Annotated in this window: 28 protein-coding genes; 15 read left to right on the top strand and 13 right to left on the bottom strand. The window is 59.7% G+C overall.

Annotation, left to right across the window (positions count from 1 at the left end):
* Positions 1–77 precede the first annotated feature (77 nt).
* Entirely contained in the window at positions 78–461 is a 384-nt protein-coding gene (locus CFB10_RS03395) for a VOC family protein (protein ID WP_020012871.1), read from the top strand.
* 76 nt (positions 462–537) lie between these two features.
* Here CFB10_RS03395 and CFB10_RS03390 read toward each other — a convergent pair whose 3' ends face one another.
* From CFB10_RS03390 to CFB10_RS03380, 3 genes are all read right to left on the bottom strand, one after another.
* Complete coding sequence (locus CFB10_RS03390; protein WP_020012870.1) at positions 538–1,164, bottom strand: glutathione S-transferase family protein; 627 nt, start codon at positions 1,162–1,164, stop codon at positions 538–540.
* A 357-nt stretch (positions 1,165–1,521) separates the two neighbouring features.
* A complete protein-coding gene (locus tag CFB10_RS03385; RefSeq protein WP_020012869.1) occupies positions 1,522–1,773 on the bottom strand; it encodes a DUF1772 domain-containing protein in 252 nt (83 codons plus the stop codon).
* Between the two features lie 201 nt (positions 1,774–1,974).
* Positions 1,975–3,189: an NADP-dependent isocitrate dehydrogenase gene (locus tag CFB10_RS03380; protein WP_020012868.1), complete on the bottom strand. Its 1,215-nt coding sequence runs from the start codon at positions 3,187–3,189 to the stop codon at positions 1,975–1,977.
* Positions 3,190–3,404: 215 nt separating this feature from the next.
* Here CFB10_RS03380 and CFB10_RS03375 point away from each other — a divergent pair, with 215 nt between their 5' ends.
* The 7 genes from CFB10_RS03375 (at position 3,405) to CFB10_RS03340 (ending at position 9,721) form a co-directional block, all read left to right on the top strand.
* Positions 3,405–3,935: a hypothetical protein gene (locus tag CFB10_RS03375; RefSeq protein ID WP_020012867.1), complete on the top strand. Its 531-nt coding sequence runs from the start codon at positions 3,405–3,407 to the stop codon at positions 3,933–3,935.
* 116 nt (positions 3,936–4,051) lie between these two features.
* Entirely contained in the window at positions 4,052–4,894 is an 843-nt protein-coding gene (locus tag CFB10_RS03370) for an RNA methyltransferase (protein ID WP_020012866.1), read from the top strand.
* Positions 4,878–5,699, top strand: coding sequence for a glutamate racemase (gene murI, locus CFB10_RS03365; RefSeq protein ID WP_020012865.1), 822 nt, complete (start codon positions 4,878–4,880; stop codon positions 5,697–5,699). Before CFB10_RS03370 ends, murI begins: the two co-directional genes overlap by 17 nt.
* A gap of 392 nt (positions 5,700–6,091) precedes the next feature.
* Positions 6,092–6,331 (top strand): hypothetical protein, encoded by a 240-nt coding sequence (locus CFB10_RS03355; protein ID WP_020012863.1) that lies wholly within the window; start codon positions 6,092–6,094, stop codon positions 6,329–6,331.
* Between the two features lie 186 nt (positions 6,332–6,517).
* On the top strand, positions 6,518–7,153 hold the full coding sequence (locus CFB10_RS03350) for a LysE family translocator (protein ID WP_020012862.1): 636 nt from the start codon (positions 6,518–6,520) through the stop codon (positions 7,151–7,153).
* A gap of 36 nt (positions 7,154–7,189) precedes the next feature.
* Complete coding sequence (locus tag CFB10_RS03345) at positions 7,190–8,077, top strand: O-acetylserine/cysteine exporter (protein ID WP_020012861.1); 888 nt, start codon at positions 7,190–7,192, stop codon at positions 8,075–8,077.
* A gap of 126 nt (positions 8,078–8,203) precedes the next feature.
* The gene (locus tag CFB10_RS03340; RefSeq protein ID WP_020012860.1) at positions 8,204–9,721 is read left to right on the top strand and encodes an ATP-binding protein; all 1,518 of its coding nucleotides are present in this window, start codon (positions 8,204–8,206) and stop codon (positions 9,719–9,721) included.
* A gap of 39 nt (positions 9,722–9,760) precedes the next feature.
* On the opposite strand, the gene CFB10_RS03335 is transcribed toward CFB10_RS03340, so the two are convergent.
* Entirely contained in the window at positions 9,761–10,744 is a 984-nt protein-coding gene (locus CFB10_RS03335; protein ID WP_026364164.1) for a TerC family protein, read from the bottom strand.
* A gap of 451 nt (positions 10,745–11,195) precedes the next feature.
* Here CFB10_RS03335 and rpsD point away from each other — a divergent pair, with 451 nt between their 5' ends.
* The 5 genes from rpsD to CFB10_RS03310 all read left to right on the top strand — a co-directional run bounded on the left by rpsD (position 11,196) and on the right by CFB10_RS03310 (position 15,500).
* Positions 11,196–11,813, top strand: a complete 618-nt coding sequence (gene rpsD, locus CFB10_RS03330) for a 30S ribosomal protein S4 (RefSeq protein ID WP_003507896.1) — start codon at positions 11,196–11,198, stop codon at positions 11,811–11,813.
* Between the two features lie 69 nt (positions 11,814–11,882).
* Entirely contained in the window at positions 11,883–12,812 is a 930-nt protein-coding gene (locus CFB10_RS03325) for a glutaminase (RefSeq protein ID WP_003495341.1), read from the top strand.
* Positions 12,813–12,874: 62 nt separating this feature from the next.
* A complete protein-coding gene (gene ttcA, locus CFB10_RS03320; RefSeq protein WP_020012858.1) occupies positions 12,875–13,801 on the top strand; it encodes a tRNA 2-thiocytidine(32) synthetase TtcA in 927 nt (308 codons plus the stop codon).
* A 16-nt stretch (positions 13,802–13,817) separates the two neighbouring features.
* The gene (locus CFB10_RS03315; protein WP_020012857.1) at positions 13,818–14,645 is read left to right on the top strand and encodes an inositol monophosphatase family protein; all 828 of its coding nucleotides are present in this window, start codon (positions 13,818–13,820) and stop codon (positions 14,643–14,645) included.
* Between the two features lie 30 nt (positions 14,646–14,675).
* Complete coding sequence (locus tag CFB10_RS03310) at positions 14,676–15,500, top strand: inositol monophosphatase family protein (protein WP_020012856.1); 825 nt, start codon at positions 14,676–14,678, stop codon at positions 15,498–15,500.
* A 75-nt stretch (positions 15,501–15,575) separates the two neighbouring features.
* Here CFB10_RS03310 and CFB10_RS03305 read toward each other — a convergent pair whose 3' ends face one another.
* The 4 genes from CFB10_RS03305 to CFB10_RS03290 all read right to left on the bottom strand — a co-directional run bounded on the left by CFB10_RS03305 (position 15,576) and on the right by CFB10_RS03290 (position 18,075).
* Complete coding sequence (locus tag CFB10_RS03305; protein WP_020012855.1) at positions 15,576–16,784, bottom strand: multidrug effflux MFS transporter; 1,209 nt, start codon at positions 16,782–16,784, stop codon at positions 15,576–15,578.
* 137 nt (positions 16,785–16,921) lie between these two features.
* Entirely contained in the window at positions 16,922–17,257 is a 336-nt protein-coding gene (gene grxD / locus CFB10_RS03300; RefSeq protein WP_003507904.1) for a Grx4 family monothiol glutaredoxin, read from the bottom strand.
* Positions 17,258–17,395: 138 nt separating this feature from the next.
* Positions 17,396–17,827, bottom strand: a complete 432-nt coding sequence (locus tag CFB10_RS03295; RefSeq protein ID WP_020012854.1) for a hypothetical protein — start codon at positions 17,825–17,827, stop codon at positions 17,396–17,398.
* A complete protein-coding gene (locus CFB10_RS03290; RefSeq protein ID WP_020012853.1) occupies positions 17,824–18,075 on the bottom strand; it encodes a hypothetical protein in 252 nt (83 codons plus the stop codon). The genes CFB10_RS03295 and CFB10_RS03290 overlap by 4 nt, the downstream gene beginning before the upstream one ends.
* A 110-nt stretch (positions 18,076–18,185) precedes the next feature.
* Here CFB10_RS03290 and CFB10_RS03285 point away from each other — a divergent pair, with 110 nt between their 5' ends.
* Positions 18,186–19,334 carry a hypothetical protein gene (locus CFB10_RS03285; protein WP_020012852.1) on the top strand — a complete coding sequence of 383 codons (1,149 nt, stop codon included), beginning with the start codon at positions 18,186–18,188 and terminating at the stop codon, positions 19,332–19,334.
* Positions 19,335–19,470: 136 nt separating this feature from the next.
* On the opposite strand, the gene CFB10_RS03280 is transcribed toward CFB10_RS03285, so the two are convergent.
* From CFB10_RS03280 to CFB10_RS03265, 4 genes are all read right to left on the bottom strand, one after another.
* Positions 19,471–19,704 carry a BolA family protein gene (locus tag CFB10_RS03280; RefSeq protein ID WP_003516012.1) on the bottom strand — a complete coding sequence of 78 codons (234 nt, stop codon included), beginning with the start codon at positions 19,702–19,704 and terminating at the stop codon, positions 19,471–19,473.
* Positions 19,705–19,720: 16 nt separating this feature from the next.
* Complete coding sequence (gene purL, locus CFB10_RS03275; protein ID WP_020012851.1) at positions 19,721–21,955, bottom strand: phosphoribosylformylglycinamidine synthase subunit PurL; 2,235 nt, start codon at positions 21,953–21,955, stop codon at positions 19,721–19,723.
* Between the two features lie 114 nt (positions 21,956–22,069).
* Entirely contained in the window at positions 22,070–22,660 is a 591-nt protein-coding gene (locus CFB10_RS03270) for an acyloxyacyl hydrolase (RefSeq protein ID WP_020012850.1), read from the bottom strand.
* Between the two features lie 112 nt (positions 22,661–22,772).
* Positions 22,773–24,191, bottom strand: coding sequence for a PLP-dependent aminotransferase family protein (locus CFB10_RS03265; protein WP_020012849.1), 1,419 nt, complete (start codon positions 24,189–24,191; stop codon positions 22,773–22,775).
* A gap of 93 nt (positions 24,192–24,284) precedes the next feature.
* On the opposite strand from CFB10_RS03265, the gene CFB10_RS03260 reads away from it, so the two are divergent.
* Entirely contained in the window at positions 24,285–24,590 is a 306-nt protein-coding gene (locus CFB10_RS03260) for a DUF1127 domain-containing protein (protein WP_020012848.1), read from the top strand.
* A 241-nt stretch (positions 24,591–24,831) separates the two neighbouring features.
* Here CFB10_RS03260 and CFB10_RS03255 read toward each other — a convergent pair whose 3' ends face one another.
* Complete coding sequence (locus tag CFB10_RS03255) at positions 24,832–25,281, bottom strand: hypothetical protein (protein WP_020012847.1); 450 nt, start codon at positions 25,279–25,281, stop codon at positions 24,832–24,834.
* Between the last annotated feature and the right edge of the window lie 10 nt (positions 25,282–25,291).

Below are 25,291 nucleotides of genomic sequence, written 5' to 3'. Positions count from 1 at the left end.
AATTGAAAGGGCGGGGTTTTACCCCGCCTTTTTGTTTCGGCCTTCAGGGGCTGCCAAAGACGCGACGGAGGGAAGCGATGCGTTTTGTAAATCCCATCCCTTTCGTGCGAGATATCGATCGGTCAAAGGCGTTTTATCGTGACAGGCTCGGCCTGAAGATCATCGAGGATTTCGGAGACTTCGTCCTCTTTGAAACTGGCTTTGCAATCCATGAGGGGCGGTCGCTTGCGGAGACTGTCTGGGGGACATCGTTGGGCGCGGAAGAGCCCTATGGCAGACGAAATATGCTGCTTTATTTCGAACATGCGGATGTCGAGGCGGCCTTTCGAAATATCGCGCCCCATGTTGAGCTTATCCATCCTCTCGAGCGGCAGGCCTGGGGGCAGAGGGTGTTTCGTTTTTACGACCCGGACGGACATGCGATAGAGGTCGGAGAGCCGCTCGGCCAGTCCGGTGACTAACCCACCGTGACTATCGACCGGATAGACGATTTCGGACGGGTTATGGTTTCGTCGGTGGCGAAACGATCGGCCAGTATTATCCGGTTGCCTGCAAATCCTTTGCCGCTTCCTCATCGAGCTGGGCGGCCCGCTTGAAGGCCGGGCGGTCGGTGAGATGGGCCATGTAGTCGAGAAAGGCCGGGCGTTTTTCGATCGTGCCGAAATGCAGGCCCCAGCCGATATGGGCGCCGACATAGACATCCGCCGCGGTAAAGAGATCACCGGCGATAAAGCGGTTTTCGCTGACGGCCCGTTCAAGCGTATTCATCACATCCGCATAGCTGCCGCAGCCGGCCATGCGCAGTTTCTCCTTCGGCACTTCGAAACCCATCGCCTTCATGCTTGCCGCCATTTCCAGCGGGCCTGCGGCAAAGAACATCCAGCGATAATAGAGCCCGCGCGCCTTGGGCGTGGGCGCAAGGTTTGCGCCGGGAAAGGCATCGGCGAGATAGGCGCAGATCGCTGCCGCCTCGGTGACGATTGTATCGCCATGTTTGATGGCGGGCACCTTCGCCATCGGATTTATCAGCCGGTAGGCCGGCGATTTCATCGAGGTCTCGAAACCCAGTATTTCCGTTCGGTATGGAACGCCCACTTCCTCGAGCATCCACCGCGCGATGCGTCCGCGCGACATGGGGTTGGTGTAGAAGATCAATTCACTCATGCTTTTGCCTCCCCAAGCAAAATCCTCGAAGCATCCCGGGAAAACCGATGCGGATTTCGCGCCTGCGCTTCGCTTTTTTAGTCCGCGGCATCCTTCGCATGTTCCCTAAGACCGCGCCGATGCTCCGATGAATATTTGACTGTGCCGGGCAAGTTATCTGCAAGTAGATGCTGTTTAAGCTTTTGTACTGGCCGCAGCACGCGGAATCGAAGTCTGCGCCTAGTACAACGGCTAATCAAGATACTGTGAACAAAAAAGAAACCCGGCATTGCGCCGGGCTTGTGTTTCCCATGTCTGTATCTTCAGCCATCAATGCCATTGGCTGCCAGATCCTTTGGGCAGGAAAACCATTGTGGTTCAGTGAGGGTCTTTTCTTCCGGCATGCCTTGTTTCCGCGAGAAGCGCCAGAAAAAACGCGATGGTGGCGAGCAGGGTGTGGAGGAGGTTGGAAAGCGCCCAGCGTTTGCGTAGTTCCTGCCAGTCGACCGGCACTTCTGCCGCGACGGCCTTGAAAAACTCGTTGATCGGAACATTGACCATTCGCGTCTGAATGACGGCGACGGTGTAGATGATCAAGGCCGACCGCCATAACAGCCGGCGCGGCGGCATCGGAGGAGCCTGCGGAAATCTGGTTGTCGCTTCTCGCAGGGGATTTGTAGATAAAGCGTACAAAGGGTGGGCTTGCCCTGCCGACGCGGGAGGAGATAGGCGCACGCTCGGCCCGCGTCGCGCAGTTGACGTGTCAGCTCTACGGTAGACATAAAAAACCCGGCGCTGAGGCCGGGTTTTGAAGTCGTTGAGAAAGCAGGCTTAAGCCGCCATCGCCTTCTTGAGGTTTTCGTCGATCTTGTCGAGGAAGGCGGTGGTGGAGAGCCACGGCTGGTCCGGACCGATGAGGAGGGCCAGATCCTTGGTCATGAAGCCGCTTTCGACGGTGTCGACGCAGACGGTTTCGAGCGTTGCTGCGAACTTTGCCAGTTCCGCATTGTCGTCCAGCTTGGCGCGGTGGGCAAGGCCACGCGTCCAGGCGAAGATCGAAGCGATCGAGTTGGTCGAGGTTTCCTGACCCTTCTGGTGCTGGCGGTAGTGGCGGGTAACCGTGCCGTGCGCCGCTTCAGCTTCGACCGTGCGACCATCAGGCGACAGAAGAACTGAGGTCATCAGGCCGAGCGAGCCGAAGCCCTGCGCAACCGTGTCGGACTGCACGTCGCCGTCGTAGTTCTTGCAGGCCCAGATGTAGCCGCCGGACCACTTCAGCGCGGAAGCGACCATATCGTCGATCAGGCGGTGCTCATAGGTGATGCCGGCTTCGTCGAACTGCGCCTTGAACTCGGTCTGGTAGACTTCTTCGAAGATGTCCTTGAAGCGGCCGTCATAGGCCTTGAGGATGGTGTTCTTCGTGGAGAGATAAACCGGCCACTTGCGCATCAGGCCATAATTCATGGAGGCGCGGGCGAATTCGCGGATGGATTCGTCGAGGTTGTACATGGCAAGAGCCACGCCGGCGCTCGGAGCGTCGAAGACGTCCTTTTCGATGACCTGACCGTCTTCACCGACGAACTTGATCGTCAGCTTGCCCTTGCCGGGGAATTTGAAGTCGGTTGCCTTGTACTGGTCGCCGAAAGCGTGACGGCCGACAACGATCGGCTTGGTCCAGCCGGGTACGAGGCGGGGAACGTTCTTGCAGATGATCGGCTCGCGGAAGATGACGCCGCCCAGAATGTTGCGGATCGTGCCGTTCGGGCTCTTCCACATCTGCTTCAGGCCGAATTCCTCGACGCGGGCTTCATCCGGGGTAATGGTCGCGCACTTGATGCCGACGCCGTGCTTCTTGATCGCGTGCGCCGCGTCGACAGTGACCTGGTCGTTGGTGGCGTCGCGGTTTTCAACCGAGAGGTCGTAATATTCGATGTCGAGATCGAGGTATGGCAGGATCAGCTTGTCCTTGATGAGCTGCCAGATGATACGGGTCATTTCGTCGCCGTCGAGATCGACGACCGGATTGGCTACCTTGATCTTTGCCATGAATTCCTCACCTTCGAAGCTGTGACGCTTGATAACGCCAATAGTCGGAAAAATATCCGGTGCGGCTATAGCATCGCACGCGCCTGAGGCAAAGCCATGGGGGGCGCTTTTTTGGCGCAGCGCAATAACGCTTTGCGCATTGCCAAACCATAATGCCGGAATACAGTCAGGCGAATCGCTTTGCCCGCTTGTCGGGCCTACCCCGGGATCACATCATGCGGAATATTCTGCTTCTGACTGCCGCCGTCCTCTTTTCCCACAGCGCCCTTGCTGCCGGGCCCACCGATCCCGTCCAGAAGGTGATGGACATCACCGTCAAGAACTGGTCCGGTGACGCCGAAAACTGGAAATACATCTTTGATGAGGACATGCTGACCAGCCTGTTCAGCAAGGATTTCGTCGCACAATATCACGAAGCGTCCAAGAAGCCGGCTTACGAGGCCGAAAGCGGGGAGAAGGGTGATCCCTTCGGCTACGATGTCGTCACCAACTCCCAGGATGGCTGCCCGCTGCAGGAGGTTTCAGTGACCGCCGGTGCGGTGAAGGACGGCGTGACTGACGTGACGGCGAAATTCAAACTCTGGGCCTGCATGGATGAGGCGGAGATGAAGGCGACGGTTGACGAAGTGCATTTCGACGTCGTCGAGGAGGATGGCCGGCCGGTCATCAGCGATATTCATCGCGTTGGTGACGAGGGCAGGGATTCGCTGCGCGAAGAGATGGCGACGATCATCAAGGGGGAGTGAAGAGGACGCTCACATCCCTCCGCCTTTGATTTTACCGCCGATCTGTGCCAGTGAGGCGCGCTTTAGCGTATCGGTTCCAAAATCGACGCGCCGCTTCAGAAAACGGACGAAAGACGATGGCAGGCACAAACAGCGAGCTTGAACTTGTGGCGGAAGGCCCGGCGATCATTCTGGTCGAGCCGCAGCTCGGCGAAAATATCGGTATGGTGGCGCGGGCCATGGCCAATTTCGGCCTTGCCGAATTGCGTCTGGTCAACCCGCGCGATGGCTGGCCGAGCGAGAAGGCGCGGGCGGCTGCTTCCAAGGCCGACCATGTTATCGACGGAACGAAGGTGTTCGAGACGCTGGAAGAGGCGATCAGGGACCTGAACTTCGTCTATGCGACGACGGCGCGCGAGCGTTACGGTTTCAAGCCGGTACGCGCGCCTGTCACTGCCGCCGAGACGCTGCGTGCAAAGTTCAAGACGGGCGAAAGAACCGGCATCCTGTTCGGGCGCGAGCGCTGGGGGCTGACCAACGAAGAGGTGGCGCTGGCTGACGAGATCGTGACCTTTCCGGTCAATCCCGCCTTTGCCTCGCTCAATATCGCCCAGGCAGTGCTTTTGATGTCCTATGAGTGGATGAAGTCCGGCATGGATGATCTGGGAGAGACGCTGTTTCAGTCCGTCGAGCAGCGGCCTTCGACCAAGGAACAGGTTTTCGGCCTGTTCGAACATATTGAAGAGGCGCTGGACGCGCGCGGTTATTTCCATCCGGCTGAAAAAAAGCCGAAAATGGTCGACAATCTGCGCGCCGTGCTGTCGAGACGTGGTTTTTCCGAGCAGGAAATCAGTGTTTTCCGTGGCGTGATCAATTCGCTCGACCGTTTTCCCCGGCAATGGCCAAAGCAGGCCGGCCGTGGAGGAGCGGCAGAGGGAACATTGGCGAAGGGAACTGGGGAGAATGCTGAAGACGAGTGAGGCGGCCGCCGATGTGCTGAAACCGGTGCTGGTGTTTGATTCCGGCATTGGCGGGCTGACGGTTCTGCGCGAGGCGCGGGTGCTGATGCCTGAACGCGGTTTCATCTATGTGGCCGATGATGCGGGTTTTCCCTATGGCGGCTGGGAGGAGGAGGCGCTGAAGGCGCGCATTCTCTCGCTCTTCGAAACGCTGCTGCAGGATTATAGCCCGGAAGTCTGCATCATCGCCTGCAATACGGCCTTCACGCTCGCGGGTGCCGATCTTCGCGCCCGCTTTCCGCAGATGACTTTTGTCGGCACCGTGCCCGCCATCAAACCGGCGGCGGAGCGCACCCGTTCGGGCCTCGTTTCCGTGCTGGCGACACCGGGCACCGTCAAGCGCGCTTATACGCGCGATCTCATCCAGTCCTTCGCCACCCAATGCCATGTCCGTCTCGTTGGCTCGGAAAATCTGGCACGCATGGCGGAAAGCTGGATCAGGGGCGAGCCGGTCTCGGACGAGGCGGTTCTGGCCGAAATAGAGCCCTGCTTCATCGACAGCGACGGCAAGCGCACAGACATCATCGTGCTTGCCTGTACCCATTATCCCTTCATGGCCAATGTGTTTCGCCGGTTGGCGCCCTGGCCGGTGGACTGGCTCGATCCCGCCGAGGCGATTGCCCGGCGAGCCCGCCATCTGGTGCCGCTGCCACAGGATGCGGAGCACCCTGACGGTTTCGATTTTGCCGTCTTCACATCAGGCAAGCCGGATTTTGCCACCCGGCGGCTGATGCAGGGATTTGGTCTTAGCGTTTCGGCGACCTGAGTTTCCCCGCTCAGCCGCCTGTTGTATTTTTGCATCTATTTTGCCTGTCTTTTGCAATTCGAGATTGCGACCTCTTGTCGCGCCGAATTTCTTATGTAAGATGTTTCTCGTCTGTAACCGCTATGAATGGAGGCGTGGAATGACCAATGACATGAATATGCGCCTTAACGGCATGTCTGGCTTTTCCGGCATGGTCTTCGGCGGTTATGTGATGCGAGGCATCTCCCTCCGATAAGGCTTAAAGCCTGATTTCCCTGCCGTTAGGCATTTTCACTTCGTCCGACATGTGACTTGCGCGTCCGCGTGGCATGACTGCTGCGCCCGCCGTTTCGGCATGTCGTTTTCCATCGATAAAGGACCTGGCCGCTTTGCCGCGCCGGGATGGATTTCCCATGCAGAAAAATCAACCATTGGTAGCACATGCGCTGCCGGATGCGGTCGATCGCTTGTTCGTCACATTCGGCGTCTGGAAAACTCTCAAAGCGGTTCTCGTTGCCGCACTGGTGCCGCGCGCGCCGCCGACTGATCCTGCCGATCTGCCTGAACGCCTTCTGGTCGATATCGGCCTTGACCCCTCGCGCGTAAAGCGGCGGCGGGATTGGGAGGTTCCACACTGGGCGCCCCGGTTTTGATGTGACGGCCTCTCCCGCGCAGACATGCGGGAGGGGCCGTATCGAACTTTGACCGCCGACGGCGGAGAAAATCCTGCGCAGACGTTTTTCGGGTTGTTACGAGAGAGCTGCACGGTTTGTAAAATCCGGCTTGAAGCGAAACATTTTCCGTGGCTTGCTCAAGACTCGGGATAAAGGAGACTCATCATGCCACTGGAGAACTGGCTGGCCTTCGTGGCCGCATCCGCCATCATGCTTGCCATTCCGGGACCGACGATCCTGCTGGTAATTTCCTATGCACTCGGCCACGGCCGCAAGGCAAGCACCGCGACGGTAACGGGCGTGGCGCTTGGGGATTTCACCGCCATGACGGCTTCCATGCTGGGGCTCGGGGCACTGCTTGCCACATCGGCGGCGCTTTTCACTGGTCTGAAATGGATCGGTGCGGCTTACCTCATCTATCTCGGCATCAAGCTGTGGCGTTCGCCGGTTGGTGACGCGGCGGAAAACACGGGCGTGACGGGCCGTGAAAGGCCGCTCAAAATCTTCCTGCATGCCTATATCGTCACCGCGCTGAACCCCAAGAGCATCGTGTTCTTCGTCGCCTTCCTGCCGCAGTTTCTGGTGCCGACATTGCCCTTCTGGCCGCAGGTGCTGATCTTCGAGGTGACATTCCTGGTGCTTGCCACGGTGAACGCGGCGCTTTATGGACTTCTGGCAAGCGCCGCCCGCAATACGATCCGCAAACCGAAGGTCCAGCGCATCGTCAATCGCACGGGCGGCGGTCTCCTGATCGGCGCCGGTCTTGTCGCCTTTGGCTGGAAGAGGGCGGTTTCGGCGTAAACGCCCGTCGATCGCCTGAAATTCGGACATAACAAAATGGCATTGCCGCATATTCTTCTCGCCCTGATCACCGTGTTTTTGTGGGGCTTCAACTTCGTCGCCATCAAGATCGGCGTTGCCGACATGCCGCCCTTGTTTCTGACGGGGGTGCGTTATCTCTTTGCTGCCGTGCCCCTGGTGTTCTTCCTGCCGAAACCCAACGTGCCGTGGCGGCATATGATCGTTTACGGCATGGCGATGGGTTTCGTGCAGTTCGGCCTGCTTTACCCGGCCATCAAGCTCGGTCTGCCGGCGGGGCTTGCTTCGCTCGTCATGCAGTCGCAGGCTTTCTTCACGCTGGCGCTTGCCGTGGTGCTCCTCGGCGAGCGGCCGTTGCCGTCACAGATCCTCGGCGCGATCATCGCTTTTGGCGGGCTGGCGGTCATTGGTCTGGAGCGCATGACGGCGGCAGCGCTGATACCGCTCCTGATGGGCGTCGGCTCGGCCATTGCCTGGGCCTGCGGCAACATCGTCAATCGCCGCATCGGCCAGGTGAACGCGGTTTCCTTTGTCGCATGGACGAGCCTTGTACCCGTTCTGCCGTTAATCCTGCTTTCGCTTATGGTGGAAGGACCTGATGCGATTGCGGAAGGCCTGCTCAACGCAACGCCGACGATGGCTTTCGTGGTGATCTACATGGCCTATGGCGCGACCATCGTCGGCGCAGGCATCTGGAGTTACCTGCTTCTGCGTTATCCGGCCGGAACGGTGGCGCCGTTTTCGCTGCTGGTGCCGATTGTCGGTTTCATCAGCGCCTATCTCGCTTTTGCGGAGCATATCACCGTCTTCGAAGTGGTCGGCGCCGCATTGGTCATCACCGGGCTGATGCTGAACGTGTTCGGCAGGCGGCTTTCATTTTTGCGGGTCTCATCCGGAGCCGCATAGATGGGGCGTAATTGCCTGTGCATTACCGGCACGGGGCAGACGCAACCGGCGATTTTTTGGTAAAGAGCATGTTCGGCCGCCGCCAAGGGAATCGGCCGGATGACATGCAGCACGAGGAATGGAACATTGCAGGTCGGCATCGACATGGGCACCCTATCGGGCGGGCAACAGGCCAAGCTCGATATTGAAGAATTGCTTGCGACACGTTTGCTGGTGCAGGGCAATTCCGGGTCCGGCAAGTCGCATCTCCTGCGCCGGCTGCTGGAGCAATCGGCGCAATGGGTACAGCAGGTCATCATCGATCCCGAGGGCGATTTCGTCACGCTTTCCGATAAGTTTGGCCATGTGGTGGTGGATGGCGAGCGCACGGAAGCCGAGCTTGCCGGCATTGCCAACCGCATTCGCCAGCACCGCGTCTCCTGTGTGCTGACGCTGGAAGGCCTTGATATCGAGCAGCAGATGCGGGCCGCCGCCGCCTTCCTCAACGGCTTGTTCGATGCGGATCGTGAATTTTGGTATCCGGTGCTTGTCGTGGTGGATGAGGCGCAGATGTTTGCGCCCTCCGTCGGCGGCGAGGTGACCGAGGATGCCCGCAAGGCGTCTCTCGGCGCCATGACCAATCTGATGTGCCGTGGCCGCAAGCGCGGGCTTGCGGGCGTCATCGCCACGCAGCGCCTTGCCAAGCTTGCCAAGAACGTGGCGGCGGAAGCCTCCAACTTCCTGATGGGCCGCACCTTCCTCGATATCGACATGGCGCGTGCGGCCGATCTGCTCGGAATGGACCGGCGACAGGCGGAAATGTTCCGCGATCTGCAGCGCGGCAATTTCGTGGCGCTTGGGCCTGCGCTATCGCGCCGCCCGCTGCCGATCGTTATCGGTGCCGTGGAAACCTCGGCGCGCTCGTCCTCGCCGAAGCTGATGCCGCTGCCGGATGCGCCCCAGGATGTGGAAGACCTGATCTTCACGCCTGATCCGGAAGAGTTCACGCGCGCCGTGGTGCGCCGTACGCCGCCAGCACCACGTCCGACGACCGATATTCTCGCCGAGCTCTCCCGTTCCACGCCCGCCGCCGTCGGTCCTTCGCCGGAGCCATCGCCGCGTGCAGGTCAGCCGGAGCTGACGGCGGAAGAGCGAGAGGAGAAGATCGCCGCTGTGCTGGTCGAAATTCTCGACGATCCGCAATCGGCCTATCGCACCGACGCCGTGCTTTATCAGGATTTTCTGGTGCGCGCCCGCATGCGCCGCATTCCCGGCACGCCGATGACGCTGGCGGATTTCCGCCGGCAGGTGGCGATTGCACGCTCAGGCGTGGATGCGACGATGGCGGCAAGCGAAGGCTGGCAGAAGGCGCTGGAGCTATCGATGTCGGTTTCCGACGATCTGCAGGGGGTTTTCCTGCTGTTGGTCAAGGCGGCGCTGGGGGAGGAGCCTTGCCCGCCCGACGCCCGAATTGCCCGCGCCTATGGCACCCATTCCGCCCGCCGCGCGCGCCGTCTTCTCGGTTATTTCGAGGAGAAGGAGCTTGTGGTGGTACATGCCGATTTCTCCGGCAAGCGCATCGTGGCTTTCCCTGATCTCGATGCAAAAACCGCACCCGGCGATGCGGATGCGGCGGAGGATGATGCGAGGCTTGCGGCGGAGTGAGGTTGCGGCAGGTTTCCCTGCCGCTTGCCGTTGAAGACCTTATTCTACGGCCTTTGCTTCCTTGCGTGTCGCGATCAGCGAACCGATGATGCCGGTTGCGAGGATGGCGGCGGTGACGCCGAGCGAGACTGCCGGCGGGATCTTGGCGATGCCGAGCATGTCGGCCACGAAGATTTTCGAACCGACGAAGACCAGAACCGCAGCCAGCGCATATTTCAGATAAGCGAAGCGGTGGATCAGGGCGGCAAGCGCGAAATAGAGGGCGCGCAGGCCAAGGATCGCGAAGATGTTCGAGGTATAGACGATAAACGGATCGGTGGTGATCGCGAAGATTGCCGGGATCGAATCGACCGCGAAGATAAGGTCGGCGATTTCGACCATGATGAGCGCCAGGAAGAGCGGCGTCACGAAGGTCTTCAGCTTGCCGGTGGTCGCATCCGTTTCCTTGACGAAGAACTTCTCGCCATGCAGCTTCTCCGTTACCGGAAGGCGGCTGCGCAGGAATTTCAGGATGCGGTTGTTGCCGATGTCCGATTCGTCATGGTCGGACGAGAACAGCATCTTGAGGCCCGTGAAGACGAGGAAGGCCGCGAAGAGATAAAGCACCCAGTGGAAGTTCTCGACGATGGCAGCGCCGCCGGCGATCATGATGCCGCGCAGGATGATGACGCCGAGGATACCCCAGAGCAGCACGCGGTGCTGATATTGGCGGGGAATGGCGAAATAGGAGAAGATCATGGCGATGATGAAGATATTGTCCATCGCCAGGCTTTTTTCGACCACGAAGCCGGTGACATATTCCATCGCCGACTGCTGGCCGGACTGGTACCAGATCCAGCCGCCGAAGGCCAAACCAATGGCGATATAGAAGCCTGACATCAGCAGGCTTTCACGGATGCCGATTTCCTTGGAGTTCTTGTGCAATACGCCAAGATCGAGCGCCAGGAGGCCAAGGACGAGAGAAATGAAGACCGCCCACATCCATGTGGGGGTACCGAGAAAATCGTTGAGGAGGAACTCCATCAGTCAACCTTTAGCCGGACGAGGTTGGCTTTGCGGATGGGGAACGTGTGTCAAGAATATACGTGGGCCCCAACCTAAAGAAACTCGACATCACGTGTTGTCCGGTAACACGCCAGAGGGGCCCGAGTTCTGATCACGAGGGAGAGATAGGAGAGCCTTCAGGCTTTTCAAGGGCCGGTTTGAGAAAAAAGCGGCAGGCTTTGTTTGACAAATTTGTAAAACGTGTTTAGAAGCCGCCCCAACGCCGGGCAGTGATGTCCGGTGTGTTTTGTTGACTGCCCTGCAGTTTAATAACTGACGTTCGGCGGTCAATATCACCGACATGTCCCGTGGTTTCTCCATTTGCATGTGAGAAGCCTGTCAGAGGCCCTGAAACGGGCTTCAGAGGAGGGCGTGTTTCCTTAAACCGGTTTGGTAACAGACCGGCATAACCTATTGAGAAGGAAATACGATGAGCAAGCGCGAATCGGCTAAGTACAAAATTGACCGCCGCATGGGCGAAAACATCTGGGGCCGTCCGAAGTCCCCGGTAAACCGCCGCGAATACGGCCCGGGCCAGCACGGCCAGCGCCGCAAGGGCAAGATGAGCGACTTCGGCACGCAGCTGCGCGCCAAGCAGAAGCTCAAGGGCTACTACGGCGAACTGCGCGAAAAGCAGTTCCGCGCCACCTACGACGAAGCAAACCGTCGCAAGGGCGATACCTCCGAGAACCTGATCGGCCTGCTCGAGTCGCGTCTGGACGCCATCGTCTACCGCGCCAAGTTCGTTCCGACCGTTTTCGCATCGCGTCAGTTCATCAACCATGGCCACGTCACGGTTAACGGCGTTCGCGTCAACATCGGTTCTTACCGTTGCAAGCCGGGCGACGTTGTTGAAGTTCGCCAGAAGTCCAAGCAGCTGGTGACCGTTCTCGAAGCTGTTCAGCTCGCAGAACGCGACGTTCCTGACTACATCGAAGTCGATCACAATAAGATGGTTGCGACCTACGCTCGCATCCCGGCTCTGTCTGACGTTCCGTACCCGGTCGTCATGGAACCGCATCTGGTCGTCGAATTCTACTCGCGTTAATCGACGCGTTTCAGTATTGAGAAAGCCGCCCCTCGGGGCGGCTTTTTTGTTTGCTGGGGAAGGCTTTGCATGCAGGACATTCAGGCGATCGTCGATTCCATTTACGACAGCATGGTGCCGCGCCTGGGCGAGGGCAAAGTTGCGGACTATATTCCCGAGCTCGCCAAGGTCGATCCGAACCAGTTCGGCATCGCCATCACCACTGTCGATGGAACCACCTATACGGCCGGCAATGCGCTCACGCCGTTTTCGATCCAGAGCATTTCCAAGGTTTTCATGCTGACGCTGGCGCTCGGCAAGGCGGGAGAGACCGTGTGGAACCGGGTGGGGCGAGAGCCTTCAGGCTCTTCTTTCAACTCCATCGTCCAGCTGGAGCATGAGCACGGCATTCCGCGCAATCCCTTCGTGAATGCTGGTGCCATCGTGGTGACGGATATCGTTCTTTCCGGCCACCAGCCGCGAGAGGCGATCGGCGAACTCTTGCGCTTCGTGCGTTATCTCGCTGACGATGACACGATCAGCATTGACGACACGGTGGCGAAATCCGAGCAGGCGACGGGTTTCCGCAACTTCGCGCTTGCCAATTTCATGCGGTCCTTCGGCAATCTGCACCACCCCGTCGAATATACGCTGGGCGTTTATTTTCACCAATGTGCGCTGTCCATGACCTGCGCGCAGCTCTCTCGCGCCGGGCTGTTCCTTGCCAATCGCGGCCGCAATCCGCTGAGCGGCCATACGGTCGTGTCAGACCGGCGGGCGCGGCGCATCAACGCGCTGATGCTGACCTGCGGCCATTATGACGGATCGGGCGATTTCGCCTATCATGTCGGCCTGCCCGGCAAGAGCGGTGTGGGTGGCGGCATCATGGCGGTTGCGCCGGGCAAGGCGTCCATTGCCGTCTGGTCGCCGGGTCTCAACAAGGTGGGCAATTCGGCGCTTGGGTCACATGCGCTGGAAATGCTGGCGACGAAAACCGGCTGGTCGGTATTCGGGGCTTGATATTGCAGGCAGATGCGGGCATTTGCCTGCATTGAGAACGGCAGTCGTGCCGGAGCGAGCTAATGATGAACATTCTCACCAGGATCGATGACATCGCCGATAAGGTCGAGGCAGATCAGGACGCGCCCGAGGAAAACGGCAGCTCGCATCCTCTGTTCGACAATGCACCGCGTTCGGTCTCGTTCAACAAGCTGCGCAAGCGTCTGCTACGCAATGTGCGTCAGGCCTTTACCAATTTCGGCATGCTGAACGGCCAGAAACGCTGGCTGGTGGGCCTTTCCGGTGGCAAGGACAGCTATGGGCTGTTGGCGCTGCTGCTCGATCTGAAGTGGCGCGGCCTTTTGCCTGTCGAACTCATCGCCTGCAATCTGGATCAGGGCCAGCCGAATTTCCCCAAGCACGTGCTGCCGGAATATCTGGCGAAGATCGGCGTTGCCCATCGTATCGAATATCGCGACACCTATTCCGTGGTGAAGGAAAAGGTGCCGTCTGGCGGTACGTACTGTTCCCTCTGTTCGCGGCTGCGGCGCGGCAATCTCTACCGCATCGCGCGGGAAGAGGGCTGTGACGCGCTGCTGCTCGGCCATCACCGCGAGGATATTCTCGAGACCTTCTTCATGAACTTCTTCCATGGCGGTCGCCTTGCGGGCATGCCGGCGAAGCTGATGAATGACGAGGGTGACCTGATGGTGCTGCGCCCGCTTGCCTATTGCGCCGAAGAGGATATGGCGAAATTCGCGGCGGCGATGGAGTTCCCGATCATCCCCTGCGACCTCTGCGGCTCGCAGGACGGACTTCAGCGCAATGCCATGAAGGAAATGCTGGCCGACATCGAAAGGCGCATGCCGGGCCGCAAGGACGTGATGCTGCGGGCGCTTGCCCACGTCAATCCGTCGCACCTGCTCGATCCGAAGCTTTTTGATTTTTCGGCGCTCGCTGTCACCGGGGCGTCACCTGAAGAGCGTACGGAGGCCCGCCCTCCCTTATGAAGAAGTGCCCCGCGCGATGACCCTTTCCGATAAAGATATCGACTTTCTGATTTCCACCGTTGCCGCTGCCGGCCGCCAGGAAATCATGCCCCGCTTCCGCAATCTCGACGCCGGCGCGATCTCCGAAAAGACCTCCGCCGTCGATCTCGTAACCGAGGCGGATATTCTTACGGAAAAGGCGATAACCGCCGCTCTCCTGCAACGGTTTCCGAAGGCCCATATCGTTGGCGAAGAGGCCTATGATGCGGATCAATCCGTCATTCCAGCTCTTGCCGATGCGCCGTTCGCCTTCGTGATCGATCCAATCGACGGCACTTTCAACTATGCTTCGGGTTTTCCCGCCTTCGGCACGCTGCTCGCCGTCACCGTCAAGGGTGAGACGGTCGCGGGCATCATCCACGATCCCGTCATGGGCGATACCATCATCGCACTGAAAGGTGAGGGCGCGTTTCTCAACCGCAGGGACGGCTCGCAGGCAAGGCTCAAGGTCGCCGATCCCGTGCCATTGTCCGAAATGGTCGGCATCTTTTCCTGGGGTCACAGCCATGAAGATCGCCGCCCGGTGATCGCCGCCAATATGGCCAAGATCAAGATGGCGCTTTCAATCAATTGCTCGGCTCATGAATATTGGCTTGCCTCGACTGGCAAGCTGCACTTCATCGGCCATGAAAAGCTGATGCCTTGGGATCATCTTGCCGGTGTTCTCATTCATCAGGAAGCGGGCGGCTACACGGCCCGTTTCGACAATACGCCCTACCGGCCGGGACAGACGACCGGCGGCATCCTGTCGGCCCCCGACAAGGAAAGCTGGAAGATGCTGCGACGGGAAATCGTCGCTTTATAGTCGTTACGCTCAGAAAGAAGGATATCGCCCATGGCTCTCGAACTCGACATCGCCTCTCTTGCCAATGCGCTTCAGGAGGCGGCGGCGGTGGAAATCCTGCCGCGGTTCCGCAATCTGGGCGATGGCGACGTCAGGATAAAGAGCGAGGCGATCGATCTTGTCACCGAGGCCGACGAGGCTGCGGAGCGGCTGATCCGGGCCCGGGTGCAGGAAATCATGCCGGACGCGCTGTTCATCGGCGAAGAGGCGGTCGCGGCGGATGCCTCGCTGCTTGGCAAGCTTGCCGACGCCGATCTCGCCGTGGTGGTCGACCCAATCGACGGCACCTATAATTTCGCCTCCGGCCTGCCGCTCTTCGGCGTGATGATGAGCGTTATCTCGAAGGGCGAGACCGTTGCCGGCCTGATCTTCGATCCGATGGGGAATGACTGGGCGATTGCCGAAAAGGGCTCCGGTGCATGGCTTTGCGCCGCCGATGGCTCGCAGACGCAGATGTCGGTCGTGTCGGCGCCTGCATTGTCGCAGATGGTTGGCATCGCCAATACCGGCTATTTTGATGTGGAGACACGCCGCAAGATTCTCATGAACCTTGCCGATGTGCGGTTGTTCACCAGCTATCGCTGTGCTGCGCATGAATACCGCGTGTTCTGCGGCGGCCATATGCATTTCCTGATGTATAACAAGCTGATGCCCTGGGACCATCTGGCCGGCACGCTGCTGTCGCAGGAGGCGGGCGCTTATGCCGCCCGTCTCGACGGCTCTCCCTATCTGCCGCGCCATCTGGATGGCGGCCTGCTGCTGGCTCCTGATCAGGAGACTTGGGAATTGCTGCGCGAGAAGATTTTTACGGTTTGAGGGAAGTGTCGCTGTAACCAACAAAAAAAGGGCGTGGAACCGAGTTCCGCGCCCTTTTTGTTTGTGTGCCTGAACTTACCGTGTCGGTTTGTTATGCGCTTGGAACAGCACGCCCTTTTCGCCGATCAGCACGAAGACGAGGCCGATGATGGAGACGACGAAGAAGCCCGCCACCATGGGCAGCGCCGTGCCGTCGAAAGCCTGGCCGATGGCGGCGCCGATGAGAGAGCCGCCGACCGTTCCCATGAAGCCGATGACGGAGGAGGCGGTGCCGGCGACGTGGCCGAGCGGCTCCATGGCGAGCGAGTTGAAGTTCGAGCCGATCCAGCCGAACTGGAACATGGCGAGCGCGAAGAACACAATGAAGATCGCAAAGGGCATCGGTTCCGGTCCAACCATCTGCACCACCAGCCAGAGGAAGGTGATGGCGATGAAGCCGAGCAGCGACCCGTGCGACAGCTTGCGCATGCCGAACCGGCCGACCAGCCTTGCATTGATGAAGGACGAGAAGGCCATGAACAAAGCAACGCCCGCAAAGGCCGCCGCAAACCATGCGCCGAGCCCGTAAATGCCCTTGTAGACCTGTTCGGCCGAATTGATAAAGCCGAACAGGGCACCGAAGATGAAGGTGCTGGAGAGCGTGTAACAAAGCGCGATGCGGTTGGTGAGCACGATCTTGAAACCGCCAAGGATAGAGCGGGCAGTGAAGGGGCGGACATCGTCCGGATGCAGGGTTTCCGGCAGGCGGAAATACATCCAGGCCGTTACGACGGCGGCAATTCCCGCCATGAAGGCGAAAATCAGGTGCCAGTCACCGAAAAACAGCACGATCTGGCCGGTGCCGGGCGCGATGACCGGAACGACCATAAACACCATCATGATCAGCGACATGACTTCCGCCATCTGGCGGCCGCCATAAATGTCACGCACGATCGAGATGGTGATGACGCGTGTCGCCGCCGAGCCGATGCCCTGAATGAAACGCAGGATCAGCAGGCCGGAGAATGACGGTACGAAGACTACGGCGAGGGCTGAAACGATATAGATCGCAAGTCCGACGAGCATCGGCTTGCGGCGTCCGAAACGGTCCGAGATCGGGCCGTACAGAAGCTGTGCGACGCCGAAGCCCAGAAGATAGGTGGAAATGACATATTGGCGGTGGTTTTCATTGACGACGCCAAGCGATGCGCCGATTTCCTGAAGACCCGGCAGCATGATGTCGATGGCGAGCGCGTTCAGCGCCATCAGCATCGCGGCAAGCGCGATGAATTCCGTGCGCCCCATCGAGCCTGCGCGCGAAGCGGTGGATTGTGAAAGTTCTGTCACAGGATTGCCCCAAAAAGAACGGCAAAGGCGTTGCATGAAGCAACGCCTGGCATACATTTCTGACAATCAGGGTGGGCCGGATGAACCGGCCGAAATCAGGCCGCGCCGCGGACGCTGATACCCTGTTCTTGGAAGTGGCTTTGCAGTTCGCCGGACTGGAACATCTCTCTTACGATGTCACAGCCGCCGACGAATTCGCCCTTGACGTAGAGCTGCGGGATTGTCGGCCAGTTGGAATAGTCCTTGATGCCCTGACGGATGTCGGCATCGGCAAGCACGTTGATGCCCTTGTAGTCGACGCCGAGATAATCGAGGATCTGTACCACCTGGCCGGAAAAACCGCACTGCGGAAATTGCGGGGTGCCCTTCATGAAAAGAACGATGTCGTTGCTCTTCACTTCGCTGTCGATCATGTCGTTAATGCCGCTCATAGGCCTATTCCTTTCACATGCGGTTCAAGGCCGCTGCTTTCTCTTTGTCCCTAAATAACATGTCGCGGCGCGATTTCCACCCGTGGCGCATAAAAAATGCGCTGGTGTGGTATCGCTAAGTGAAGGTCGCAACCCCCGCTACCAGCGCGTCGTCCCGGGCGGGTAAGAAAAGTTGAGCATTATCTTCCCGATAGGCTCCCGCCGCCTGAAGACTGATTTTATTATCGGACCTGATCTGCCGTTATAAATATTGAGTTCCTGTTTGTTGTCGAACGTCATGGTTTCGTGCCCGCTATTCAGTGAGCAGTCATCCTTGCACTTGATTTCGATCTCGCTAGAGAAGCGACCCGCTTTGATATCGATAATTAGTTTTGGACTTTCCTGTTCTACGAGTCGGCAGGTGTCGCCGGTTTTGCAGAAGGCTGTGCCAGATATCCGATCAGCACCATCAAGCTCCACGACGAAGCCGAGCTTGATCTCTTTGCTGCTCTTAACCTCTGCGGCACCTTGTAGCGGCCCCGAAATCGTCAACACCAAAAAGGTGGGAAGCAGGCGAAGGCGATGCATCATCGAAGCCGCTGTCTGCTGCGCGCGGCGGCGGTGCGTCTTTTGCTCACCTGTTTCTTGGCCGGCTTGGGTTTGACCGCGGCGTTTATTGCCGCTTCCAGAACCGAGCCGACGATGCCGCCTGCGAGGGAAGTATTGCTTTTCGTCCGGCGGCGGGTGCGGCGGGTCTTGCGAAGACCGGTCTTGGTGAGGATTTCAGACAGCGCGCCCTTGACGACGCCGTTGAGCACTTGATCGACGATGCCAGACAATTTTCCCTCGCCAATAAATAAATCATATTTCCGTCGCGATTTTTACTATACGTGCATCGCCCACTGTATCAAGCGATCCTTTCGGGTGTCTCCAGCCCGAAGGTTTATGCATGCCGAGCGTCAAGTCACGACTTGTTCTTTATTTCCCCGGTTTCGATCCGCTCGATGCGGCGGCCCATCATCTGCGTTACCAGCGGGCGGCGGCGCTGGCCGGCAAGACTTGGGATGTCGACTATGCGGTGGGACCGCTCACGAGCAGGCCGGGCGGCGAGACATTCACGGTTGAAGCTTCGGCGGGCGACTGGCGGACGCGCTCAGACATTTTCGTTTACGATCATAATGCGGTGATATCGCAGTTACGGGATGCGCCGGTGTGGCAGCAGATCTGGCTTGGTTTCAAAGCCGGTGCAGGCATTATCGCCGAGGGCGGTGCGGCGCGCTACTTCCGCCATGCCTGGCGTTTTGGTCTGTTCTTCATCTTCCCGTTCCTGCTGATGCTGGTCGGCGGCGCTGTTGCGGCGGCTATTGCGCTCTCGCCTTCGCTGCTCGGTTTGCCTCTCTGGCTCTTCGCAATCAGCCTTCCCGCCGCCGCCCTGTTTTTCGTGAAGGCGTTTCTGCCTTTTGCGGAGCGGTTTCACACCCTGCATCTCTATGCGGACTGGCGCTTCGCGCTCGCTGTCGGCCGCGATGAAGCGATTGCCCGCGACTGGATCGAAGAGAGGGCCGCACTTGTTCTGACGGCGCTTGAGCAGCCCTCGGACGAGGTTCTGGTCATTTCGCACAGCATGGGCGCCAGTCTTGCGCTCGCCGTGATCGGCCGCGTGCTGGAACTCAGGCCGGATGCGCTGGATGGCCGGAAGCTGTCCTTTACAACGCTGGGCGGCGCAGCGCTGCAATGTGCGTTCCTGTCGAGTGCGGACAGGCTGCGTGAGAGCGTCGGCGCGATTGCACGTCACCCTGAGGTGACATGGTTCGATATCCAGTGCCTCACCGATCCCATTCACCTCTACAGGTGCAACACGGTGGCGCTGACCGGCCATAAGGATGCGCCGTTGCCGAAGATCGTGCCGATCCGCTTCAAGCATTCGCTTTCGCCGGAGCGGTATAAAAAGAACAAGCGCAACTTCCTGCGCATGCACCGGCAATATGTTCTGGGGCCTGATCGCAAATCCGGTTACGATTTTACGCTGCTAACGGCTGGACCTTTACCGGCCGCATCTTTTGCCGATCTGGAATCGCAGAGCCCGCCTGCTTTGTAAGCGGCTACTGCTCATTCTACCGGATATGAAAAGGCCCGCGTGAGAGTATCACGCGGGCCTTTGATTTTAGTCCGGAGCCTTTATGCGTTGGCGGGACAGTGAAACTGTCTTGCCCGAACGGCTTTGACGGCCACGGTCATTCGGGAGCCGAGGTCTGCAGTGCAAGGGCGTGCAGAACGCCGCCCATATTGCCCTTCAGCGCGTCATAGACCATCTGGTGCTGCTGCACGCGGGTCTTGCCCTTGAACGCATCCGCAACGACTTCTGCCGCGTAATGATCGCCATCACCTGCCAGATCGCGGATCGTGACCTTTGCCCCGGGAATTCCCGCCTTAATCATGTCTTCAATGTCGCCGGGTTTCATGGGCATGGTGTTTCTCCTTAATTCATTCTGCGGCGAGCAAAGTTTCGCCGTCCATGAATTGAGGGAACCACGATTCATAGGCCAAGTGCAATTCTTTAATCTCGACAGCCCGCGCCGTGCCCAGCTTTACGCTCGCACCGCCGGTAACGCCGATTGCCGGGCAGGAAACGCCCGCCGCTTTGGCCGCCGCCTGCACCTTGTCGAGATCGGCCTTCTTCACCGTCAGGACGTAACGGCCCTGGTCTTCGCCATAGAAGGTGAGGACCGGATTATGGCCTTCGACCGCATCGATCGTCGCGCCGATGCCGGAGGAAATCGCCATTTCGGCAACCGCAAGCGCCAGACCGCCCGAAGAGCAATCGTGAACGGCTGTCGCAAGACCATCGGTGATGAGCGTGCGGACGAAATCGCCGTTCTTCTTTTCGGCTGCCAGATCCACATGCGGCGCCGGGCCATCGATGCGGCCGTGGATATCGCGCATGTAAACCGACTGGGCGATATGCGTGCCGAGACCGGCAGGCGCACCGATGAGCAGCACCACTTCGTCAGCGGCGGCGAAACGAATGCGCGCCATGCGGCCCCAATCCTTCAGCAGGCCAACGCCGCCGATGGTGGGGGTGGGCAGGATCGCCTGACCGTTGGTCTCGTTGTAGAGCGAGACGTTGCCGGAAACGATGGGGAATTCCAGCACGCGGCAGGCTTCGCCGATGCCCTTGATGGCATGGACGAGCTGGCTCATGATCTCGGGCTTTTCCGGATTGCCGAAATTGAGATTGTCGGTGGCCGCGAGCGGCAAAGCGCCGGTTGCGGTGATGTTGCGCCAGCATTCGGCGACCGCCTGCTTGCCGCCTTCGAACGGGTCGGCCTCGACATAACGCGGTGTGACGTCGGAGGAGAAGGCGAGCGCCTTCTTGTCATGGCCTTCAACGCGAACCACGCCCGCATCGCCACCCGGCAGCTGCAGAGAGTTGCCCTGGATCAGCGTGTCATACTGTTCGTAGACCCAGCGGCGCGAGGAGTTGTTGGCCGAACCGAGAAGCGAAACCAGCGCATCGGCAATATCGGCCGACGGCACGTCGTTGTCGGCCAGAGCCGCCGGCACCTTGGCGGGCGTCCACGGGCGGTCGTATTCCGGGGCCTCGTCGCCCAGTTCCTTGATCGGCAGGTTGGCGACTTCCTCGCCATTGTGCAGCACGCGGAAGCGCAGGTCGTCGGTGGTCCTGCCGACAATGGCGAAGTCCAGACCCCATTTGACGAAGATCGCCTTGGCGACCTCTTCCTTGGATGGCTCGAGAACCATGAGCATGCGCTCCTGGCTTTCCGACAGCATCATTTCATAAGCCGTCATGCGCTCTTCGCGCACCGGTACGGCATTGAGATCGAGCTCGATGCCGAGATCGCCCTTCGCGCCCATTTCGACGGCCGAGCAGGTGAGGCCGGCGGCGCCCATGTCCTGAATGGCGATGACCGCGCCTGTTTTCATCAGTTCGAGGCAGGCTTCCAGCAGGCACTTTTCGGTGAAGGGGTCGCCGACCTGAACGGTCGGGCGCTTTTCTTCGATGGACTCATCGAATTCGGCGGACGCCATGGTCGCGCCGCCGACGCCGTCGCGGCCGGTCTTCGCGCCGAGATAGACCACCGGCAGGCCGACGCCCTTGGCTTCCGAAAGGAAGATCGCATCGGACTTGGCAAGGCCGGCGGCAAAGGCGTTGACGAGGATGTTGCCGTTGTAGCGCGGGTCGAATTCCACTTCGCCGCCAACCGTCGGCACGCCGAAGGAGTTGCCGTATCCGCCGACACCGGCGACGACGCCGGCCACGAGGTGGCGGGTCTTCGGATGGTCAGGCGCGCCGAAACGCAGGGCATTCATGGCCGCGATCGGGCGTGCGCCCATGGTGAAGACGTCACGCAGGATGCCGCCGACGCCGGTCGCCGCACCCTGATAGGGCTCGATATAGGACGGGTGGTTGTGGCTCTCCATCTTGAAGACGACGCAGTCGCCATCGTCGATATCCACCACGCCGGCGTTTTCGCCGGGGCCTTGAATGACGCGCGGGCCGGTGGTCGGCAGGGTCTTCAGCCACTTCTTGGAGGACTTGTAGGAGCAGTGCTCGTTCCACATGGCCGAGAAGATGCCAAGCTCGGTAAAGCTGGGCTCCCGTCCGATCAGGTCGAGGATACGCTGGTATTCGTCGGGCTTCAGCCCGTGGGATGCAACGAGTTCCGGGGTGATCTTGATGGAATTTGAGATAGACATAGGTCTCACGCGGTTCGAGCCGAGGAAAGTTTCCGGTTCTTTAGCGCAAGAGGCTCAATGGCGCGACAGGAAAATGTGCTGTTTTGCCGGCAAAACGCTGCTTTGTTGGCTTATTCAGAACTTGTAGCCGACCATCAGGCCGACGCGGGTGAGCCCGTCATTGGGGCCATCGCACAGATTGGCGTGGGAGGCGTGCTCGATCTGGGTCGAAATATTCCAGTTGTTGTCGAAGCGATATCCGATGGCGGCATATTCATGGAAAAGCACCCGGCAGCCGAATTCCGCGCCGGTTTCGCCAGCGCCGTTTTTCAGCCTGCCATCGTGCCAAAGGCCGCCAAAACCGAAATCCACGAAAATCTTCGGGTTAAGATCGAAGGTCCAGTTCACGCCGCCGTAAATGGTGTTCGCCGCGCCCTCGGTGCCGATTTCCGCACCCAGATGCAGGCGGGGGCGAGCGAGTTTTTCGCCTGTCGTTACGGCGGCTGCGCTGGCGAAGGGATCGAAATAGGCGGTGAAGGCCGGGAAGACGCCGTTTTCACCGCCGCCATCGCGATTGGCGAGCGAGGTGGTGGCTCCGAAGCGCAATTCATCGAAGATGCTGCCGTCCGCCGCATTGGCCGGCACGATGTCGATGAAGACATATGCCGCAAGCAGCACCGCCAAAGTGAAAAACGCCCTGACACCTGTGGAACCGAATGCTGCCATCGAATCATTCCCCACTGCGAATTGCGCAAAGGATGGCAGGTTTGTAATTTTGGTAAATGATCAGTTACTGAATTAAACGGGATGTTGCAGGAAAGACTCTGCGGGCCAGCGTTCACGCCACGCTTTCATAGCCGGCCGAGCCATTATCGAGCAGGCGGCGAAGGACGCCGAAGGCATGCGTCAGTTCTTCGCGGGTGGAGGGGCCTGAAAAGCTGATGCGGACGCGGTGGAAAACCTTGTCCGTCCGTCCGGCCTTGAATTCGTCCTCGTCATCGATCAGCACGCCTTCCTTCATCGCCGCATTGCGGAAGGTGCCGGAAAGCCAGGGTTCGGGCAGTCTCAGCCACAGGAAGGCGATATCGGGCAGCGAATTGAAGTCCAGCCCGGCAAAGACGCGCCGGGCAATCGCCTCGCGCTTATTCAGTTCGGCGATGCAATCCTTGCGGATATCGTGGGCGTCGCCGCTATTGACGAGGCGCGCATTGAGTTCGGCCAGCATGAACGGCAGGCCGCCCGTCATCATCGAGTGGGAAATGCGGATGCGCGAGGAATATTGCGCCGGACAGGCGACCCAGCCGCCGCGCACGCCGGCGGCGACGGATTTCGACAGGCCGCCGACAACGAAGGTGATGTCGGGCGCAAATTCGGCGATCAGCGGGATCGCCTCGCGGGTCATCGCGCCATAAAGATTGTCCTCGATGATCCACACGCCGTATCGGCGGGCGATATCGGCAATCGCGCGGCGGCGCTCTTCCGGCAGGATGGCGCAGGTGGGGTTCTGGCCGGCCGACATCAGGAAGATCATCTTCGGATGCTGCTGGGCGCAGACGCGCTCGAAATCATCAGGGACGATGCCGTTCTCATCCGCTTCAACGAGCGTCACCCGCCGACCGGCAAGGGCGGCGCTGCGGCTGATGTGGGAATAGGTGACGGGTTCGAAGACGATGCGGTCGCCCGGCGCGGTCATCGCCGTCACCACACTCATCACCGCCGCATGGGCGCCGAGCGTCGAGACGATGTTTTCCGGTTTTGGCGACCAGCCATTCTGGGAAAGCCAGCGAACGCCCGCCATGCACCAGCTGTCAGGGAAGGAGCGGGCGTAATTGGTGATGTCGTAGGCATGCTCACGGGTGACGGCCTCGATGTGCCGGGCGATCAGCCCGCTCTGGCCGACATCCGGTGCCGCCGTCGTGTTCAGCCTGAATTCGGCGCTGCTGTCGATGGCGTGGCGCGTGCTGCCGAAGGCCGCCGCTGCCGGTTCCATGGGCAATGAGGGGGCAGGGGTCTTGCGCTCATTGACATAGGTGCCGCGTCCGACCTCACCACTGACGAGGCCGCGTTCGTGAATGAGCGCATAGGCCCGGCTGATTGTACCGATTGTCACACCGAGATCGTAAGCAAGATTGCGCTGGGGCGGCAATTTGGAGCCGGCCTGCAGGGTGCCGTCGGAAATCGCGCCTTCAATACTGTCGGCGAGGCGAAGATAAATCGGGCCGTCGCCCTCGGTGATGTCGGGAAGCCAATTTGTCATGGTGACAATTTATGCATTGTATCTATCGGTAAGTCAATTGTATTTATTGTATGCATTGATTGAGGATCAACGAACGGAGACAATAGGTGCAATATGCGCAAGATGGATCAATACCTTTCGACAGCGGATACACTCTATCCTGATGGCTACGAACGGGAACGCGTGTTCCGCGATGCCGGCGACATGGTCGCACCGGCGCCCTTTCCGGCCAAGATCGCCCACACGCTTATTGGTCGCCTGATTGCGGGCATGTTCAATTGGCACCGGAAACGGCAGGGACGGCTCGCTTTGCGGGAATTGTCCGACGATCTTCTGGAGGATATTGGCGTTACGCGGGATGAGGCCCTCAACGAGGCCGCAAAATCGCGGCTTCTCTCCTGGCCCTCCCGGTCGCTTTGATTTTTTGTCGGAGAGCGGTGCCTTCTTTCCCCGGCGCCATCAAGCCATTCGGCAGCCCGCCGCGCCACTCCCAACCGGCGCTGGCGGGTTTTTTTAGTGGGTATACGCGGGGGTGGCAAACGGCCAAAACAACTCCCCGTCATCCTCGGGCTTGTCCCGAGAATCTGCACATATCGATTTTGCTGACGTATTTGGGTCCTCGGGACAAGCCCGAGGATGACGTCTGTGGACGTATGTTAGATCAGCAGCCCTTGCCGCCGTTCGCCCAGCGCTTGACGTCGGTTGCGATGCGGCCGGAAAGGGCTTCGTTCATCACGGGTCCGAAAGCGTCGAGCTTTGCCGGATTACCTTCGGCCTGCACCACCAGCATGGGGCGCGATTCCGGGCTGTTGCGCGGCACGAGCAGGATGCGCGGGCGGCCGGAGAAGGAATTGAGTTCGGGGGCCAGACGATAGGCCTTGAACGCCGCATCGCCCGATTTGAACCAGCAGGCATTCGCGCCAAGCGCGATCCGTTCCATCGTCGGCAGGGCCGCGCGGGAGACGGAGGCAGCCGGCTGCGGTTTCGGCTGGCAGGCGGCAAGTGCGGCGGCAGCGAGGATCAATCCGGCGGCTTTATAGGCATTGTGTCGAAGAAGACGGGGCATCAGGTCATCCAGAAGAAAGGCCGAAACGGCGCCGGAAGCCGGCATCAAAAAAGGC

Origin of the sequence: Agrobacterium sp. 719_389 (assembly GCF_900188475.1) — a bacterium.
GTDB classification, from domain to species: Bacteria; Pseudomonadota; Alphaproteobacteria; order Rhizobiales; family Rhizobiaceae; genus Agrobacterium; species Agrobacterium radiobacter.
This window is presented reverse-complemented; position numbering and strand designations above follow the sequence as displayed.